Origin of the sequence: Variovorax sp. OAS795 (assembly GCF_040546685.1) — a bacterium.
Taxonomy (GTDB): domain Bacteria; phylum Pseudomonadota; class Gammaproteobacteria; order Burkholderiales; family Burkholderiaceae_C; genus Variovorax.
The window spans coordinates 5,070,183-5,088,044 of sequence record NZ_JBEPOH010000001.1 but is presented as its reverse complement, the minus strand read 5'-3'; the positions used below and the strand labels follow the sequence as shown (position 1 = coordinate 5,088,044).

Genomic DNA, 17,862 nt, shown 5'->3' with positions numbered 1-17,862 from the left:
CCATCATGAAAATTTCGATAGTTGGCGCAGGCGCCATGGGGTCCCTGTTCGGTGGCTTGCTCGCCGAATCAGGCAACGAAGTCACGCTGATAGACGTGAACGACGCGCACATCGGAGCGATCCGCGCCAAGGGGCTTCGCCTGGCCACCGACGGTGGAGATCGGCAGGTCACGGTGCTCAAGGCGCTGCGGCCGGAAGATGCCGCTGATCTTCCTGACCTGCTCCTGGTGTTCACCAAGACGCTGCACACCAGTGCGGCCCTGTCCGGTGTGCGGCATCTGATCGGACCCAACGTGCATGTGCTGTCGCTGCAAAACGGCTTGGGCAATGTCGAGAAGATCGCCGGGTTCGCGTCACCGGAGCGCATCCTGATCGGGGTCACCACATGGCCGGCGGACATGGTCGGCCCCGGCCACGTGCACTCGCACGGCAAGGGCGTCGTGCGGCTCATGGCGGCCGACGGAATCGAGCGCCCCTTTGTTTCCCAAGTGTCAGAGGTGCTCACGGAGGCCGGGCTCGATTGCACCTCGGACCGCACCGTGTGGGCGGCGATCTGGGAGAAGGTGGCGTTCAACGCAGCGCTGAACAGCATCTGCGCCGTCTCCGGGTGCACGGTCGATGAACTCGGCAAGGTAGCCGACGGCAGTCGCCTTGCAAACGACGTCGTCACGGAAGTGCTGTCCGTCGCATTGCGGATGGGCATAGACGTGGACCCTGCCAAATGCCGGGCCAATGTGGCGAGCGCCATTGCGCAACACATCGGGCACAAACCATCCATGCTGCAGGACATCCTGGCAGGGCGCCGCACCGAGGTCGAGAGCATCAATGGCGCGGTCGTGGCGGCGGCCGGTCGCCTGAGCATCGAACTGCCTGTCACGGAGACATTGCTGTCGCTCGTGCGCCTCGCGGAAGTGCGCGCCATCGCCTGACACCGCGATCGATATAAAACGCTCACTGGACCCTCGTGTAAATCTCATGTTGTTGAACATCGAAGACTATCGGCGCAGAGCCCGCTCGGTGCTGCCGCGATTCGTCTATGACTACATCGAAGGATCTGCCGACGATGGACATTGCATGCGTCGAAACGCAGGCGATCTGGCGGCTATCGAACTCACGCCGCGCGTGCTGCGCGACACCACGCAGGTCGATACGTCGATCGAGGTCTTCGGCCGGAAATGGGCATTGCCTTTCGGCATTGCGCCTACCGGGCTCAACGGCCTGGTTCGGCCGGAGGGCGATCGCCTGCTGGCGAGCGCGGCCGCCGGTGCGGGGATTCCTTTTTCACTGTCGACCGCCTCCAACATGCGACTGGAGGATGTACGCGCGGCCGCCCCGGGCGGCACGCAGTGGATGCAGCTGTACGTCATGCACCGCGAGATGGCGAGCCAGATCGTCGAGCGTGCCCAAAAGGATGATTACCAGGCGTTGGTGCTGACCGTGGACGTTCCCGTCAGCGGCAACCGCGAACTCGACATGCGCAACGGATTCCGCATGCCGTTTCGGCCAACACCCCGCCTGGCCTGGGATCTGGTGAGTCACCCCAGGTGGTCGCTTCGGATGGCCCCGCACGGCGCGCCGGACTTCGCCAATCTGACGCCGTCCGGAAGCGGCGCGGGTTCGACCAGCATGCAAGCCGCGTTGCTGGCTCGCGCCATGGACCGGTCGCTCGTCTGGGAATCCCTGGCGTGGCTTCGTGGATTGTGGAAGGGGCCACTCCTTCTCAAGGGCGTGCTCCATGCGGACGATGCACGCATGGCCGTCGACCATGGCATCGATGGCCTGATCGTGTCGAACCATGGCGGCCGCCAGAACGATGCGTCGCCTTCGGCGATCTCGGCGCTGCCGCGTGTCGTGCGTGCCGTCGACGGACGCATCCCCGTGTTCATGGACGGCGGAATTCGTCGGGGCGGCGACGTCGCAAAGGTCCTGGCCCTAGGTGCAACGGCTGTGTTCGTGGGCCGGCCCACGCTTTACGGCTTGGCGGTGGGCGGGCAACAGGGCGCGACAGCCGTCCTGAAAATCCTGGCCGACGAACTTGTCCGCAGCATGACCCTGCTCGGCGCGACAACCGTGCGCGATCTGCCCGGCTCGCCGAACGGCCGGTAACGCCTCAGGCAGTCAAGGCGGTGCCGCTTGCGCGGTACGCGCGGGGCGACAGGTCGAACCGTTGCCGGAATGCCCGGCTGAAGTGGCTCAGGTCGTTGAACCCGTGCGCCATCGCGATCGCGGAGATGCCGAGGCCGGCGCGCGCCGGATCTTGCAGATCGGTCGCTGCGCGTTCCAGGCGCCGGCGCCAGATGTAGCGCGTCAACGATGTGTTCTCGGCTTCGAACAATTTGTTGATATACCGCGGCGACAAATTCAATGCAGTGCTCACCATGGACGTGCCGAGTTCGCACACGTCGAGATTGCGCTCCACGAAGTCCCTCACGCGCATCAATGCGGTGGCCCGGTATTCCGAGAGCGGCAGCGGTGAGGCCAGGATGACCTCGTCCAGGGCGGCAGACAGCAATTCGGTGAAGTTCCTGACCACTTTTTCCGATGTGGCCGGCTCGAGAAGAGAGGCCTGCTTGCTGAAACTGACCAGGTACCCAAAGAGGATCGGGCACATCTGGCTCGATTCCGCCAGGTTTCTCGCGGTGATGCGATGGATGCTCGCGGCCCGGTGCGCGATGGCCGAATGCGCGAGCTTGATCGTGATGAGCTTGAACGCGTCGTCGAATCTGAGCGAATAAGGGCGCTGTGCATCGCAGACGGCACCATCGCCAGCTCTCAACACGACGCTTCTTCCGTCCTGCTCCGCCAAGGCGGTGCCCGAGAGCACGAAGTTGAAGATCAGCGACTCTTCGCCGCAACGCGATATGGCCGAAGGCTGACGCGAGACGCGATGCGCGGAAGCTTCGATCTGGACAACGCTCAAACCTTCAAGGATCGATCCCCTTACGGACGCCTCGAAGGCCGTTCCGTCCATGGGCCTGCATTCCAGGTCGACCAATGCACGGCACACGACCTCCTGCCAGTAGACGAATTTGTCGTGCTGATCGAAGTCGGCAGTGGAAGCGAGGATCGAGGTGGCAGTTGAGGTCGACATGGCGGCCCGCCTGGGGCTGACGTTGCACTTGCTCGGTGCCCGGGCAGCGCAGGCCCGGTGCATTCATCCGGATCTCCGGAGTCTGATCGAAATCACGCAAGGTTGATGCCAAGAAAACCCTAGGTCACTCCACGGTGGCGCGCGTCTGTAGCCCCTGGGAAGGGCCGTTCCAGTCAACTTTTCTGGCCTAGCCAACAAAGTCGCGCGTGCCGGAAAAAAGGAAAGTTGGGCAGGCCTTCGCGGAGGGCTGTAACCGCAACGGAGCGCACTTTGAAGACATCGACTCACATGCAGAACGCCAGCTACACCGGCCTCCTTGGCAACCGTCGCCAGTTGCTTCGCGGCGCGGCGGCGCTGGGTGCGGTAGCGGCTCTTGGCCAGGCCAGTTCGGCTTGGGCGGCCGATAAGGACACGATCAAGATCGGCTACATCAGCCCGAAGACGGGTCCTTTCTCGCCGTTTGCCGAGGCCGACGACTTCATCCTCGATCAGGTGCGCAAGTCGCTTGCGGACGGGCTGACCGTCGGCGGCAAGAAATACAAGGTCGAGATCCTGGCGCGCGACGACCAGAGCAGCCCGGACCGGCAGTCCAACCTGGCGGCCGAGCTCATCAACAAGGAGAACATCGACCTCATGCTGGCGCAGGTGTCGATCGGTCCCAACGCATCGCAGCAATGCGAACTCAATGGCGTCCCCTGCATCTCGACGGTAGGTCCGTGGCAAGCGTGGCTGTTCCCGCTCAAGGGCGATCCGGCCAAGGGTTTCAAGAGCGTCTTCCACTTCTTCTGGGGCCTTGAGGACATCGCCGACGTGTACCTCGACATCTGGTCCAACGTGCCGTCGAACAAGGTCGTCGGATCGGTCTTCAGCAACGACGTGCCAGGCAACGCCATGGGCGATATGAAGCTTGGCATGCCCGGCGCCTTTGCCAAGGCAGGCTACAAGATCGTGGACATCGGGCGGTTCCCCGCCGGCGCCGACGACTTTTCCTCCTACATCCAGGCCTTCAAGAAAGACAACGTCGAGATCGTTACCGGCCTGTTCAATCCGCCCGAGTGGGCTTCGTTCGTCAAGCAGTCCGCGCAAATGAACTTCAAGCCGAAGGTCGCGACTGTGGCCAAGGCTCTGCTTTTCCCCGGTGGGGTCGCTGCACTCGGCCCGCGTGCCGACGGCATGTCCACCGAGATCTGGTGGACGCCCGCCTATCCGTTCAAGTCGAGCCTCACCGGCCAGACGGCCAAGCAGTTTGCCGATGCCTATACCACCGCCACGAAGCGCGAGTGGACGCAGCCATTGGGCGTCGTTCACGCGCTGTTCGAAGCTGGAATCCAGGCGCTCAAGGCCAGTGGCGACCCCAAGGACCCGGTCAAGGTGGCCAACGCTGTGCGCGTGATGAAACACGACACCATCATTGGCAGGCTCGACTTCGCATCGAGCGGTATCAAGAACGTCTCCAAGATTCGTGTCGTCGGGGGGCAATGGCGAGTGAACGCCGCAGGCAAGCCGGAGCTCTTCATCACGAACAACAAGACAGCACCGGAGATTCCCGTGCAGCGCAAGTTCGAACTCCTGAAGCTGGCCTGAGGAACTGCCATGCTGCTCGAATTGCGCGACGCAACCAAGCGCTACGGCGACATGGTTGTCATCCCGAAACTCTCGCTTTCCGTAGCGGACGGCGAATTCATCGGCGTGATCGGTCCCAACGGCGCAGGCAAGAGCACCATGTTCGGGCTCATTTCCGGAAGCACGCGCTGTGACAGCGGCAGCGTGCTTCTCGACGGCATGGACGTCACCACGATGGATGCAGCGCAGCGATGCCGTGCCGGCATCGGGCGCACCTTCCAGATTCCGCAGCCGTTCGAAGGCATGACCGCCTATGAAAACGCGTTGGTCGCCGCGACCTTCGGCAGCAGCGGGAACGGGAGTGCCGCACAGTCATTGGCGGTCGACGCGATCGAACGCTGCGGCCTCGCTCCCGTCGCGAACAAGCTGGCAGGCACGCTCACGCTGCTTCAGCGAAAACGTCTCGAGCTTGCGCGTGCGATCGCCACGCAGCCACGCCTGCTGCTGCTCGACGAGGTGGCCGGAGGGCTGACCGACGGCGAGATGCAGCAGCTGCTGCAGCTGATCGTCACGATTCATCAAAGCGGCGTCACCGTTCTCTGGATCGAGCATCTGGTGCATGCCCTGGTTTCGGCGGCGGATCGTCTTGTGGTGCTTGCAAGCGGTGCCGTCATTTGTGATGGCGACCCCAGGTCGGTCATGGACGACCAGACTGTGCGGGACACATACCTCGGCTCCGACATTGGCGAGGAGGTCGACCGTGCTGCGCACTGAACGACTCGATGCGTACTACGGCCTGTTCCAGGCGTTGTTCGGTCTCACATTCGAGGTCAAGCCGGGGGAAACCGTGGCCTTGATCGGATCGAACGGTGCGGGCAAATCGACGCTGCTTCGTTCGATCGTCGGTTCGGTCCGCGCACGCCCCGACGGGGTTCTGCTCGACGGCCGGCCTGTGGGCGGCGACCCGGAGCGCAAGCAGCTCGATCGCGGCATCGCACTGGTGCCGGAAGGCCGACGGTTGTTTCCCAGCCTGACGGTTCGTGAAAACCTTCAGCTGGCCATGCGCAATGGACGCAAGGGGCCATGGACCATCGAGCGCCTGATGAAGGAATTTCCGGTGATGGAAGCATTTCAGCATCGCCCGGCGACCGCCTTGTCGGGCGGTCAGCAGCAACTCGTGGCGCTCTCGCGCGCGCTGGTCTGCAACCCCAGCTATCTGCTGTGCGACGAGATCTCGCTGGGCCTGTCTCCGGTTGCCGTCAACGAGGTTTACGAACTCCTGGGGCGGGCCCGCAGCGATGGCCTGGCCGTCGTGCTGGTGGAGCAGAACGTCAAGCGCGCGCTTTCCGAATCCGATCGCTTCTATTGCATCCAGAAGGGGCGCGTGGGTGCTGGAAGGAACGTCCGAGCATGCGGACCATGCGCAAGTTGCCCAAGCCTACTTTGGAATCTGACATGCAAGCATTTATCGAGACCATCGCAGGCGGGCTGATGCTCGGTGCGCTCTATGCCCTTTTCGGACTGGGACTCAGCCTGAGCCTCGGCGTCATGAAGATGATCAACATCGCGCACGGCGATCTGATCGTGCTGGGGGCTTATTTGTGCAGCACCGTGATGCAAGCCCTGGGCGTCGGTCCGTTTCTCTCGTTGCTCGCGGTGGTTCCCATGATGTTCGTCATCGGCTATGTGCTGCAACGGGTCTTGCTCAATCGCGTGGTCGGCAGGGGAGCGCTTTCGCCGCTGCTGCTGACGTTCGGCCTCTCGATCGTCGTGCAGAACGTCCTGCAGGAGGTCTACACGGCCGATACGCGCAGTCTTCAGGCCGGCGAGTTTGCCTTGCGGGGCTTCGATCTGGGCGGCGTGTCGATAGGGCTGCTGCCGCTCGCCTCGACATTGATCAGCGTGGCCATCTTTGCGGGCACCAGCTGGTTGATCGGTCACTCCCATCTGGGACGGCAGGCGCGTGCCGTCGCGGACGACCCCGGCACCGCGCGTCTGGTTGGCGTCAATGACCGCAACTTCTTCGCGCTGGTCACCGGCTTTGTACTCGCCGTGATCGCGCTGGCGTCGGTGATGTACGGCATCAGGACGCCGTTTTCCCCGACGGCGGGGCCCGAGCGCCTGCTGTACTCGTTCGAGGCCGTTGTGCTCGGCGGCCTTGGCAACGTCTGGGGCACGTTCGTCGGGGGATTGGTCATCGGCGTGGCACAGCTTCTTGGTGCCAAGGTGTCGTCGGGGCTTGGCCCCTTCTTCGGACACCTGGTCTTCTTGATCGCGCTGCTGGCACGGCCGCAAGGGCTTTTTGGAAAGGGTTCCCGATGAACTCGGTCGCATTGATGGACGGAGCACGGCGCCGCAAAGCGGGGAGGGCGGCAGTTGGCTTCGCCGTGCTCGTCGTGCTGGGTGCCTTGGCTTTGGCGCCGTGGTTCACGAGCTTCGCAACGCAACGTCTCCTTGTGGAGATCTTCACCGTCTTCGCGATGGCCCTGGCCTGGAATCTCCTCGCAGGCTACGGCGGGCTGGTCGTCGTGGGGCACCAGATGTTCGTCGGCGTGGGAGCTTACGCTCTTTTCGCCCTTTCCAACAGGTTGGGAATCAACCCCTGGGTGATGCTGCCGCTGGCAGCGGCGTCGACTGCGCTTTTTGCGTTGCTGAGCGCACTGCCGATGTTTCGGCTCAGCGGCGCCCACTTTGCGGTAGGCACGTGGGTTCTTGCGGAGATGCTGCGAATCCTGACGCTCAATAGCGAATGGCTGGGAGCCGGGGGCGGCATGCCGCTCGAAGCACTCGCAAGCTTCGATCGTTGGACTCGCAACGCGGGTGTCTATTGGTCGGCGCTGATCACGGGCGTTGGCGCACTCGTGATCGCGCGCCTGATGCTCAGGGGCAAGCTGGGCCTGGCGCTGATGAGCGTGCGGGATTCGGAGGCTGCTGCGGCCGCATCCGGCGTTTCGATCCAGCGGGCCAAGCTTGCGCTCTGGGTCATCGCGGGATCCATCACCGGCCTGGCGGGAGCCGTGGCCTACATGAACACGCTGCAGGTGACGCCCGATGCGACCTTCTCGTTGAACTGGTCCGCTGCGGCCATCTTCATTGCAGTCCTGGGCGGTATCGGAACACTGGAAGGACCGATCCTGGGAACGATCCTCTACTTCCTCTTGCGTGAATCCTTCGCCACCTACGGCTCGTGGTATTTCATCGGGCTCGGCTCGTTGGCCATCGCCACCATGGTGTTCGCACCCGGCGGCGCCTGGAGCCTCGTCACCCGGCGATGGGCCATCGATCCTTTCGGCGTGCGTCGCGACATGCCTCGCCGCTGACCTCATCTCCCCCTTAGTTCAGTTCACTTCCGGTCAAGGAAATCCAGATGTCCGAAACAGCATTCAAGGTCGCCGTCGTCCAGGCTTCCCCGGTCTTTCTCGACGCGAGGGCGTCCACGGAAAAAGCCATCGGCTTGATTGCCGAAGCAGGCGCAAACGGCGCCAAGCTCGTGGCCTTTCCCGAGGTCTTCATTCCGGGCTACCCGTGGTGGCTGTGGCTCGGCACGCCGGCATGGGGGATGCAGTTCGTCTCGAGATACCACGCAAACTCCCTGCGAGCCGACGGGCCGGAGTTGGCGGCAATCGCCGCTGCAGCGAAGAAATCCGACATCAATGTCGTGATCGGTTTTTCCGAAATCGAGGGTGGATCCCTGTACATCAGCCAGGCGCTCATCAGCGACAAGGGCGAGATGGTGTTCAAGCGCCGAAAGCTCAAACCCACGCACGTCGAGCGCACGTTGTTCGGCGAGGGCGATGGATCGGACTTCCAGGTTGCCGACAGCAGCGTCGGCCGGCTGGGTGCGTTGTGTTGCGCGGAGCACATTCAACCGCTTTCCAAGTACGCGATGTACTCGATGCACGAGCAAGTGCACGTCGCATCCTGGCCGTCGTTCACGCTGTACCGCGGCAAAGCGTTCGCGCTTGGGCACGAGGTCAACCTTGCCGCCAGCCAGATCTACGCGCTCGAAGGGGGCTGCTATGTGCTTCATTCCAGCGCCGTCACCGGACAAGACATGTTCGACGTGCTGTGCGATACGCCCGAGCGAGCGGAGCTGCTCAATGCCGACGGAGGAAAGCCCGGTGGCGGCTACTCGATGATCTTCGGACCGGACGGACAGCCCTTGGTGGCACATATGCCTCAGGACCAGGAGGGTCTGCTCTACGCTGACATCGATCTTGCCAACATCGCGGTGGCCAAAGCTGCCTATGACCCATCAGGTCACTACGCCCGCGGCGACGTCGTACGCCTCATGGTCAACAAGAATCCGCGGCGGACCTGCGTCAATTTTGGGGAAGGCGCTACCGACGAGGCCCACTGGACGGAAGCAAAGGCCGATTGATTCCGCCGGCCTCGGAACCCGAGGCGCCCGTGATTCGAAGCGTGGTCCCCTGAACGGATCCGATGGTGCCTTCGACAGGAATCGAACCTGTATCTGAGTCTTAGGAGGACCCCGTTCTATCCATTGAACTACGAAGACGGAGGGCGGCCCGGACTTTACCAGTTCGGGACGGGGCCGGAGCAGCTGCCGAGCACTCAAGAGCCCGGTTTCTTGCCTAGCGCAGCCCGATGCGCGAGGCGTGCCAGCGCAGCACGTCGGCGCGCAGGGGGTCCGATGCCTCGATGCGGTCGGCGCGCACCTGCAGGGCGCGCATCTGCTCGACTTCTTCGATGACCTTGCCGGGGCGCAGCAGGGCCGAAGCGAGCACGCTGGCCTCTTCGGCCAATGCCTTGAACGCGCCGGCCAGGCCACCACCGGATGCACTCGCGCCGGACGATCGGTCAAGGGTAGGCATGAAGGAACTCCTGGATTCGTGAATCGGTTGAATTCCCTCCATTTTAGGGTTTACCCGAATCCCGCTTGGTGCGGCCGAAAAACGAGGCCCGAATGCATGCGTTCTTGCGCGCTGCGCCTCTGGTCGGCGCCGGCATCGGTCACCATGGCGCACACGCTCGTGCAGCATTCGGCGCGGGCTAACCCCAACACAAAATCTCCAAAAAGTTGACCATGGTCAAGCAAGCGAAGTTCTCTCAGCGCGCACCATCTGCCCTGTTCGCATCTCGGCTCAGATTCCATTAAAAAAAGAGCGTACATACACAGGAGACAACATGATGAAGAACTTCTTTTCGCGCACCCGCGCTTGTCGGGCAAAAGTCTTCACCGCGGCCATGTTGGCACTCGCGGTGGCCACACCAGCCTTCGCCTGGGAACCCACCAAGCCGGTGGAGTTCGTGATCCCTGCGGGCACCGGTGGCGGCGCCGACCAGATGGGCCGGCTGCTGCAGGGCATCGTCATCAAGTACAAGCTCATGAAGGAGCCGCTGATCGTCGTCAACAAGTCGGGCGGCGCGGGCGCCGAGGGCTTCCTGGCCATCAAGGAGGCCAAGGGTGATCCGCACAAGATCGTCATTTCGCTGTCCAACCTGTTCACCACGCCGATGGCCACGGGTGTGCCCTTCAACTGGAAGGACATGACGCCGGTCGCAATGCTGGCGCTCGACCAGTTCGTGCTGTGGACCAATGCCGAGCAGCCCTACAAGAATGCCGGCGAGTACATCGCGGCGGCCAAGGCGGCGGGCCCGAACAAGTTCAAGATGGCGGGCACCGGCTCCAAGCAGGAAGACCAGATCATCACGGTGGCGCTGGAGAAGGCCACCGGCACCAAGTTCATCTACGTGCCGTTCAAGGGCGGCGGCGAGGTGGCGGTGCAGCTGGTGGGCGGCCACGTGCAGTCCACGGTCAACAACCCGATCGAGGCGGTGGCCCAGTGGCGCGCGGGCAAGCTGCGCGCGCTGTGCGTGTTCGACGACGAGCGCATGCCGTTCAAGGCCAAGGTGACGGACACGCAGTCGTGGAACGACATCCCCACCTGCAAGGAAGCCGGCGTTCCCACCAAGTACACCATGCTGCGCGGCATCTTCATGCCCCCGGGCGTGACGCCCGACCAGCGCGCGTTCTATGTCGACCTGCTGACCAAGATCGCGGCCACGCCGGACTGGAAGGAATACATGGAGAAGGGTGCCTTCAACCCGACGTTCATGACTGGCGAACCCTTCACCAAGTGGCTGACCGAGGCGGAAGCCACGCACCGCACGCTGATGAGCGAAGCCGGCTTCCTGGCCAGCAACAAGTAAGCAGCATCGAGCGCCCTGCAGCGGCTCCCGCCTGAAGTGACTGCCGCCGGCCAGGCGGCGGGCGGGGCGCTGCACCCTCGTTTTTTCCCGGCACATACAAACGAACGATGGGGACTCCATGGAGCACGACGAGATTTCCGATGGCGCACCGCGCAGGGGCGTAGCCACCAACGTGGTGGAAGCAGTGGTTGCGGCGGTCCTGGTGGTGATAGGGCTGGTGGTGATCTACGAGAGCCAGCGGCTGGGCTCGGGCTGGACCAGCGACGGGCCGGGCGCGGGGTATTTCCCGTTCTACATCGGCGTGATCATCACGATCTCCGGCGCCGGCATCCTGTACCAGGCGCTGCTCGGCAAGGACAAGAAGACCGAGGTCTTCGTCGACACGGTGCAGCTCAAGCGCGTGCTGTCGGTGCTGGTGCCTGCCACTGTGTACGTGGCGTTCATTTCACTGCTCGGCCTGTACGTGGCTTCGGCGATCTACATCGCGCTGTTCATGGTGTTCCTGGGCAAGTACTCGTGGGTGAAGAGCGTCATTGCGGCCCTGGCCGTCAACACGGTGTTCTTCTTCATGTTCGAGGTGTGGTTCAAGGTGCCGCTGTTCAAGGGCGCCCTCGATCCTCTCCGTTTTCTCGGCTACTGAATCTCACGGAGCAAATGCGAAATGGATGAAATCAGTGCCCTGATGCAGGGCTTCTCGGTGATCCTCACGCCCATGAACATCGGCCTGATGTTCCTCGGCATCATCCTGGGGGTGCTGATCGGCGTGCTCCCCGGGCTGGGTGGGGCCAACGGGGTGGCGATCTTGCTGCCGCTCACGTTCACGATGTCGCCCACCTCGGCGATCATCATGCTGTCGTGCATCTACTGGGGTGCGTTGTTCGGTGGGGCCATCACCTCCATCCTGTTCAACATTCCCGGCGAGCCATGGTCGGTGGCCACCACCTTCGACGGCTACCCCATGGCGCAGCAGGGCAATGCGGGTGCGGCGCTGACCACGGCGTTCACCTCGTCGTTCGTCGGCGCGCTGCTGGCGGTGATCATGATCACCTTCCTGGCGCCCATGGTGGCCAAGTTCGCGCTCAAGTTCGGGTCGCCCGAATTCTTTGCGGTGTACCTGCTGACCTTCTGCAGCTTCGTGGGCATGGGCAAGGGGTCGCCGTTCAAGATTTTGGCGTCGATGGCGCTGGGCTTCGCACTGGCGAGCGTGGGCATGGACACGGTCACGGGCCAGCTGCGCCTCACGTTCGGCCAGTCCGAGCTGATGCGCGGCTTCGACTTCCTGATTGCGGTGATCGGCCTGTTCGGCATCGGCGAAATCCTGCTGTCGATGGAAGAGGGCCTCAAGTTCTCCGGCAAGACCGCGAAGATCGATCCCAAGGTGGTGCTGCAGACCTGGAAGCAGCTGCCCCAATACTGGGTGACCTCGCTGCGCAGCTCGCTGATCGGCATCTGGATGGGCATCACGCCGGGCGGTGCCACGCCGGCCTCGTTCATGGCCTACGGCCTGGCCAAGAAGATGTCCAAGCGCGGCTCCAAGTTCGGCACTGGACAGATGGAAGGCGTTGTGGCGCCCGAGACCGCGGCGCACGCCGCCGGCACCAGCGCGCTGCTGCCGATGCTGGCGCTCGGCATTCCGGGTTCGCCTACGGCCGCGGTGCTGCTGGGTGGCCTGCTGATCTGGGGCCTGCAGCCCGGACCGCTGCTGTTCGTGGAGCAGAAGGACTTCGTCTGGGGCCTCATCGCCAGCATGTACCTGGGCAACATCGTCGGCCTGATCGTGGTGCTGAGCACGGTGCCGCTGTTCGCCTCGATCCTGCGCATTCCGTTCTCGATCATCGCGCCGGTGATCATCGTGATCTGCGCCATCGGTGCCTACACCGTGCACAACGCGATGCTCGACATCTGGTTCATGCTCGGCTTCGGCGTGGTGGGGTATCTGTTCAAGAAGCTCGACTTTCCGCTGGCGCCGCTGGTGCTGGCGCTGGTGCTGGGCGACAAGGCGGAAGACTCGTTCCGCCAGGCCATGCTGGTCTCCCAGGGCGACGTGATGATCATGTTCTCGAACCCGCTGGTCGGCGGCATCACCACGCTGGCGCTCCTGCTGCTGTTCTGGCCGCTGATCTCCAAGGCGCTGGCTTTCATCAAGCCGAAGAAGCCGGACGAATTTGCCGTCGAACGGCCGGTGGACTGAGCGGAGAACAACGACCATGCCAGTGATTGCACTCACCCAGGAAATGGGTTCCCTCGCCAAGGACGTGTCGCATCGGCTTGCCGAAACGCTCGGCCTCGAGATCATGCGCCACGAGACGATCGAGCGCGTTGCCGACCGCATGCAGGTGCCGACCAGCTTCATCGGCCGGCTGCGCGACGGCAAGGCCGGCTTCGTCGAACGGGTCACCGCCGACCGCCGCAGCCTCGCGCTCTACACGGCCGAAGAACTCTTTGCACTGGCCGACCGCGGCAATGTGGTGCTGCGCGGCTGGGGCGCCACGTGCCTGCTGCGGCCGGTGCCGCACGTGGTGTGCGTGCGCATCACGCGCTCGATGAAGAATCGCGTCGAGTGGCTGATGGCGCACCTGGAAACCGACGATGCCGAGTTTGCCGAGGCCGAGATCCGGCGCAGCGACGACGCGCATGCGGCGCGCATGCATGCGCAGTTCGGCGTGACGTGGGGCGACCCGGTGCTGTACGACCTGGTGCTCAACACCGACCGCCTGTCGGTGGACAGCTGCGTGGCGCAGATCCGCACGCTGGTGGAGCGCCCGGAGTTTGCCGAGACCCCGGCCTCGCAGGGGCTCCTGGCCAACATGGCGCTCGCATCGCGGGTGAAGTCGGCGCTGAAGGACAACGAGGCGACCGGCGACATTCGCGTCACCGTCGAGGCCGACCAGGGCAAGGTCACGCTGAGCGGCATCGTGCTCAATGCACAGGAGCGCGCGCTCACGGAGGACGTTGCCGCCAAGGTCGACGGCGTGGCCAGCGTGGAGAACGCACTGCGCCTGATGACCGTTCCACGCCGCTTCGCGTCGTCGAAGCAGACCTGAGTCGCGTACTGCGCCGGCCTAGATTTTTCCGCGCTTGCGGAGGCGGCTCAGGGTTTCCGCGGAGAGGTTGAGGTACGACGCCAGCTCCTTGCTCGGGATGCGGTCTTCCAGCTCCGGGTGCTTGCGCATGAACCGGTGCACGCGGCCCGGTGCATCGAGCAGGTGCAGCGTGATGGTGTGCGCCATGATCTCGCTCATGCCGCGCATCACGCAGTATTCGAACAGCTCCTTGGTGTCGGGGTGGCGGTCCAGGAACGCGATCCACTCCTTCAGCGGCAGGCTGGCCACGCGCGCCTTGGTCACGCACACGATGCCGTAGGGCGTGGGCGTGCCCAGGCGGAGCGCCGCATAGCTGGTTTCCATGTCGTGCGCATCGGCAAAGCGCAGGATCATTTCCTTGCCCTCGGGGTTGCTCACCACCCGCTTGAGGATGCCGTCCAGGATGAAGTACTGCTCCATCTCGCGCACGCCCTGATGCAGCAGGAAGTCGCCCTTGTTGCCGTCCACGATGACGAGATGGGTTTCCAGTTCGGCGCGCTCGCTCTCGCTCAGGTCCTTGAGAAGGATGTTCTGCCGGAGCTGCGCGCGAATGATGTTTTTCTCCGGGTGGTTTTCCAACAACGTCATGGGTCCCGTCTTGCTCGAATTCGCAACAACAACATCTGGTTCGTCTGGCCGGTGCCGTTTTCCGGAAAGTTGACCGAGGTCAACGCCCGAAAGCATGCCCCCGAATCATAGTCCCGGCTCGGGCCTCGGCCATTCACCCAAGCAAGAAGGAGAGACATGTCTTCAGTAAGAACGGACAAAGAGGCATCCACCACCCTGGACGACGCCCTCAAGCCCAAGAACCGGGCAGCAGACGGCGACGCGGTCGTGGTCGCCCTCAAACAACCCACGGAGGAGGCAGCGGCGGCGCACGACGCGACGATCGACGGCTTTCACCTGGTCATCGATGCGCTGAAGCTGAACGACATCGACACGATTTTCGGCCTGCCGGGGATCCCGATCACCGACCTCACGCGCATGGCCCAGGCCGAAGGCCTGCGGGTCATCTCGTTCCGTCATGAGCAGCACGCGGGCAACGCCGCCGCGGCAGCCGGATTCCTGACGCAGAAGCCCGGCATCTGCCTGACCGTGTCGGCACCCGGTTTCCTGAACGGCCTCACCGCGCTGGCCAATGCCACCACCAACTGCTTCCCGATGATTCTCATCAGCGGCTCGAGCGAGCGCGAGATCGTCGACCTGCAGCAGGGCGACTACGAGGAGATGGACCAGCTTGCCATCGCCAAGCCGCTGTGCAAGGCCGCCTTCCGCGTGCTGCACGCCGAAGACATCGGCGTGGGCATTGCGCGCGCCATCCGCTCGGCGCTGTCGGGCCGCCCGGGCGGCGTGTACCTGGACCTGCCGGCCAAGCTGTTCGCGCAGACGATGGAAGCCGAAGCCGGCCGCCGCTCGCTCATCAAGGTGATCGATCCGGCGCCGCGCCAGATCCCGGCCCCCGACGCCGTGAAGCGTGCGCTGGATCTGCTCAAGGGCGCGAAGAAGCCGCTCATTCTTCTGGGCAAGGGCGCCGCCTACGCACAGGCCGACGCCGACATCCGCGCGCTGGTCGAGAAGACCGGCATCCCCTACCTGCCGATGTCGATGGCCAAGGGCCTGCTGCCCGACACGCACGCGCAATCGGCCGCGGCCGCGCGCTCCTATGTGCTGCAGGAGGCCGACGTGGTGATGCTGGTCGGCGCTCGCCTCAACTGGCTGCTGTCGCACGGCAAGGGCAAGACCTGGGGCCAGGACAAGGGCGCCAAGCAGTTCATCCAGATCGACATTTCGCCGACCGAGATCGACAGCAACGTGGCCATTGCGGCGCCGGTGATCGGCGACATCGGCTCCTGCGTCGCGGCGCTGCTCGCGGGCGTGGATGCCAAGTGGGCCAAGCCGCCGGCCGAATGGACCGGCGCCATTGCCGAGCGCAAGGACAAGAACCTGTCGAAGATGGCTGTGACGCTGGCCGCGCGTCCGTCGCCGATGAACTTCCACAGCGCGCTGAGCGTGATCCGCGACCAGGTGAAGGCACGGCCCGACGCCATCGTGGTGAACGAAGGCGCCAACACGCTGGACTTCGCGCGCAGCATCGTCGACATGTACGAGCCGCGCAAGCGCCTGGACGTCGGCACCTGGGGAATCATGGGCATCGGCATGGGCTTTGCCGTGGCCGCCGCGGTGGTCACCGACAAGCCGGTGATCGCCATCGAGGGCGACAGCGCCTTCGGCTTCAGCGGCATGGAGGTGGAGACCATCTGCCGCTACAACCTGCCGATCTGCATCGTGGTGTTCAACAACAACGGCGTCTACCGCGGCACCGACGTGAACGCCAGCGGCACGCCCGACGTGGCACCGACCGTGTTCGTCAAGAACGCCCGCTACGACAAGCTGATGGAGGCATTCGGCGGCGTGGGCGTCAACGCCACCACGGCGGACGAACTGCAGAAGGCGCTGGCAGAAGCCGTCGCCTCGCGCCGTCCGACCCTGATCAACGCCGTCATCGACGAGACGGCCGGAACGGAAAGCGGCCGGATCACCAGCCTCAATCCGAGCACGGCCAAGAAAAAGCAGCAGTAATCCAAGGCAACCCAGGAGTTATCGATATGAGCAACAAACCCCTCAACGGCATCAAGATCATCGACTTCACGCACGTGCAAGCCGGTCCCGCGTGCACCCAGATGCTGGCCTGGTTCGGCGCCGACGTGATCAAGGTCGAGCGCCCCGGCGCCGGCGACGTCACCCGCAGCCAGCTGCGCGACATCCCGAACGTCGACGCGCTGTACTTCACCATGCTGAACAGCAACAAGCGCTCGATCACGCTGGACACGAAGAAGCCCGACGGCAAGGCCGTGCTGGAAAAGATGATCCGCGAATCCGACGTGCTGGTGGAAAACTTCGGTCCCGGCGCGCTGGACCGCATGGGCTTCACCTGGGAACGCATCCAGGAGCTGAACCCCAAGATGATCGTCGCCTCGGTCAAGGGCTTCAGCGACGGCCACCACTACGAAGACCTGAAGGTGTACGAGAACGTGGCGCAGTGCGCCGGCGGCGCCGCCTCCACCACCGGCTGGTGGAAGGGCGAGAACTCGGCCCCGACGATCTCGGCCGCGGCGCTGGGCGATTCGAACACCGGCATGCACCTGGCCATCGGCATCCTGACGGCCATCATCGGCCGCCAGCAGACCGGCAAGGGCCAGAAGGTGGCCTGCTCGATGCAGGACGCCGTGCTCAACCTGTGCCGCGTGAAGATGCGCGACCAGCAGCGCCTGGACAGCGTCGGCTACCTGGAGGAGTACCCGCAGTACCCGCACGAAATGGACGCCTTCAAGGACGGCGTGGTGCCGCGCGGCGGCAATGCCGGCGGCGGCGGCCAGCCGGGCTGGATCTTGAAGTGCAAGGGCTGGCAGACGGACCCCAACGCCTACATCTACTTCACGGTGCAGGGCCACGCCTGGGACCCGATCTGCGATGCGCTCGGCAAGCCCGAGTGGAAGACCGATCCGGACTACATGACCCCCAAGGCTCGCCAGCCGCACATCGACCAGATCTTCGCCACCATCGAGGACTTCATCAAGGACAAGACCAAGTTCGAGGCGGTCGACATCTTCCGCAAGCACGACATCCCGTGCGCCCCGGTGCTGTCGATGAAGGAACTGCTGCACGACGAGTCGCTTCGCAAGAGCGGCTCCATCGTCGAAGTGCCGCACAAGGAGCGCGGCAGCTACTGGACCATCGGCAGCCCGATCAAGTTCTCGGACCTGAAGCCCGAGGTCACCGCCTCGCCGCTCCTGGGCGAGCACACCGAACAGGTGCTGGCCGAGCTGGGCTACACCCAGGCACAGATCGACAACCTGAAAGAATCGAAGGCCGTCTAGCGGACCCGACCGGACCCGTCCGCCTGTGAGCAGGCGGGCGGGCCGGGACATGACATGAAGCGCCAGAGGTAAA

Annotated in this window: 17 protein-coding genes and 1 tRNA gene; 14 read left to right on the top strand and 4 right to left on the bottom strand. The window is 64.0% G+C overall.

Going from position 1 to position 17,862, the window contains the following annotated elements:
• The first annotated feature begins 5 nt into the window (after positions 1-5).
• Entirely contained in the window at positions 6-929 is a 924-nt protein-coding gene (locus ABID97_RS24580; RefSeq protein ID WP_307598831.1) for a ketopantoate reductase family protein, read from the top strand.
• Positions 930-975: 46 nt separating this feature from the next.
• Positions 976-2,106 carry an alpha-hydroxy acid oxidase gene (locus ABID97_RS24575; protein WP_354401412.1) on the top strand — a complete coding sequence of 377 codons (1,131 nt, stop codon included), beginning with the start codon at positions 976-978 and terminating at the stop codon, positions 2,104-2,106.
• Between the two features lie 4 nt (positions 2,107-2,110).
• Here ABID97_RS24575 and ABID97_RS24570 read toward each other — a convergent pair whose 3' ends face one another.
• Complete coding sequence (locus ABID97_RS24570) at positions 2,111-3,091, bottom strand: AraC-like ligand-binding domain-containing protein (RefSeq protein ID WP_354338923.1); 981 nt, start codon at positions 3,089-3,091, stop codon at positions 2,111-2,113.
• 225 nt (positions 3,092-3,316) lie between these two features.
• Between ABID97_RS24570 and ABID97_RS24565 the strand changes: the two genes are divergently transcribed.
• The 6 genes from ABID97_RS24565 to ABID97_RS24540 are packed head-to-tail and all read left to right on the top strand — an operon-like array spanning position 3,317 to position 9,035.
• On the top strand, positions 3,317-4,675 hold the full coding sequence (locus tag ABID97_RS24565; protein ID WP_354401410.1) for an ABC transporter substrate-binding protein: 1,359 nt from the start codon (positions 3,317-3,319) through the stop codon (positions 4,673-4,675).
• Between the two features lie 9 nt (positions 4,676-4,684).
• Positions 4,685-5,428: an ABC transporter ATP-binding protein gene (locus tag ABID97_RS24560; RefSeq protein ID WP_354338919.1), complete on the top strand. Its 744-nt coding sequence runs from the start codon at positions 4,685-4,687 to the stop codon at positions 5,426-5,428.
• Positions 5,415-6,146 carry an ABC transporter ATP-binding protein gene (locus ABID97_RS24555; protein WP_354401408.1) on the top strand — a complete coding sequence of 244 codons (732 nt, stop codon included), beginning with the start codon at positions 5,415-5,417 and terminating at the stop codon, positions 6,144-6,146. Before ABID97_RS24560 ends, ABID97_RS24555 begins: the two co-directional genes overlap by 14 nt.
• Entirely contained in the window at positions 6,110-6,976 is an 867-nt protein-coding gene (locus tag ABID97_RS24550; protein WP_354401406.1) for a branched-chain amino acid ABC transporter permease, read from the top strand. Before ABID97_RS24555 ends, ABID97_RS24550 begins: the two co-directional genes overlap by 37 nt.
• Positions 6,973-7,974, top strand: coding sequence for a branched-chain amino acid ABC transporter permease (locus ABID97_RS24545; protein WP_354401405.1), 1,002 nt, complete (start codon positions 6,973-6,975; stop codon positions 7,972-7,974). The genes ABID97_RS24550 and ABID97_RS24545 overlap by 4 nt, the downstream gene beginning before the upstream one ends.
• Positions 7,975-8,021: 47 nt before the next feature.
• Positions 8,022-9,035, top strand: a complete 1,014-nt coding sequence (locus ABID97_RS24540) for a nitrilase (RefSeq protein ID WP_354401403.1) — start codon at positions 8,022-8,024, stop codon at positions 9,033-9,035.
• 63 nt (positions 9,036-9,098) lie between these two features.
• On the opposite strand, the gene ABID97_RS24535 is transcribed toward ABID97_RS24540, so the two are convergent.
• Positions 9,099-9,173, bottom strand: a tRNA-Arg gene (locus ABID97_RS24535).
• 76 nt (positions 9,174-9,249) lie between these two features.
• Positions 9,250-9,489, bottom strand: coding sequence for a hypothetical protein (locus ABID97_RS24530; RefSeq protein WP_354401402.1), 240 nt, complete (start codon positions 9,487-9,489; stop codon positions 9,250-9,252).
• Between the two features lie 313 nt (positions 9,490-9,802).
• Here ABID97_RS24530 and ABID97_RS24525 point away from each other — a divergent pair, with 313 nt between their 5' ends.
• The 4 genes from ABID97_RS24525 to ABID97_RS24510 all read left to right on the top strand — a co-directional run bounded on the left by ABID97_RS24525 (position 9,803) and on the right by ABID97_RS24510 (position 13,872).
• Complete coding sequence (locus ABID97_RS24525) at positions 9,803-10,828, top strand: Bug family tripartite tricarboxylate transporter substrate binding protein (protein ID WP_354401401.1); 1,026 nt, start codon at positions 9,803-9,805, stop codon at positions 10,826-10,828.
• 118 nt (positions 10,829-10,946) lie between these two features.
• On the top strand, positions 10,947-11,468 hold the full coding sequence (locus ABID97_RS24520; protein ID WP_354401400.1) for a tripartite tricarboxylate transporter TctB family protein: 522 nt from the start codon (positions 10,947-10,949) through the stop codon (positions 11,466-11,468).
• Between the two features lie 21 nt (positions 11,469-11,489).
• Complete coding sequence (locus ABID97_RS24515; protein WP_354401399.1) at positions 11,490-13,019, top strand: tripartite tricarboxylate transporter permease; 1,530 nt, start codon at positions 11,490-11,492, stop codon at positions 13,017-13,019.
• 16 nt (positions 13,020-13,035) lie between these two features.
• Entirely contained in the window at positions 13,036-13,872 is an 837-nt protein-coding gene (locus tag ABID97_RS24510; RefSeq protein WP_354401398.1) for a cytidylate kinase family protein, read from the top strand.
• Positions 13,873-13,890: 18 nt separating this feature from the next.
• Here ABID97_RS24510 and ABID97_RS24505 read toward each other — a convergent pair whose 3' ends face one another.
• Positions 13,891-14,499: a Crp/Fnr family transcriptional regulator gene (locus ABID97_RS24505; protein WP_354401397.1), complete on the bottom strand. Its 609-nt coding sequence runs from the start codon at positions 14,497-14,499 to the stop codon at positions 13,891-13,893.
• Between the two features lie 156 nt (positions 14,500-14,655).
• Between ABID97_RS24505 and oxc the strand changes: the two genes are divergently transcribed.
• Positions 14,656-16,491 carry an oxalyl-CoA decarboxylase gene (gene oxc, locus ABID97_RS24500; RefSeq protein ID WP_354401396.1) on the top strand — a complete coding sequence of 612 codons (1,836 nt, stop codon included), beginning with the start codon at positions 14,656-14,658 and terminating at the stop codon, positions 16,489-16,491.
• Between the two features lie 26 nt (positions 16,492-16,517).
• Positions 16,518-17,789, top strand: a complete 1,272-nt coding sequence (gene frc, locus ABID97_RS24495) for a formyl-CoA transferase (protein ID WP_354401395.1) — start codon at positions 16,518-16,520, stop codon at positions 17,787-17,789.
• The last annotated feature ends 73 nt before the right edge of the window (positions 17,790-17,862 follow it).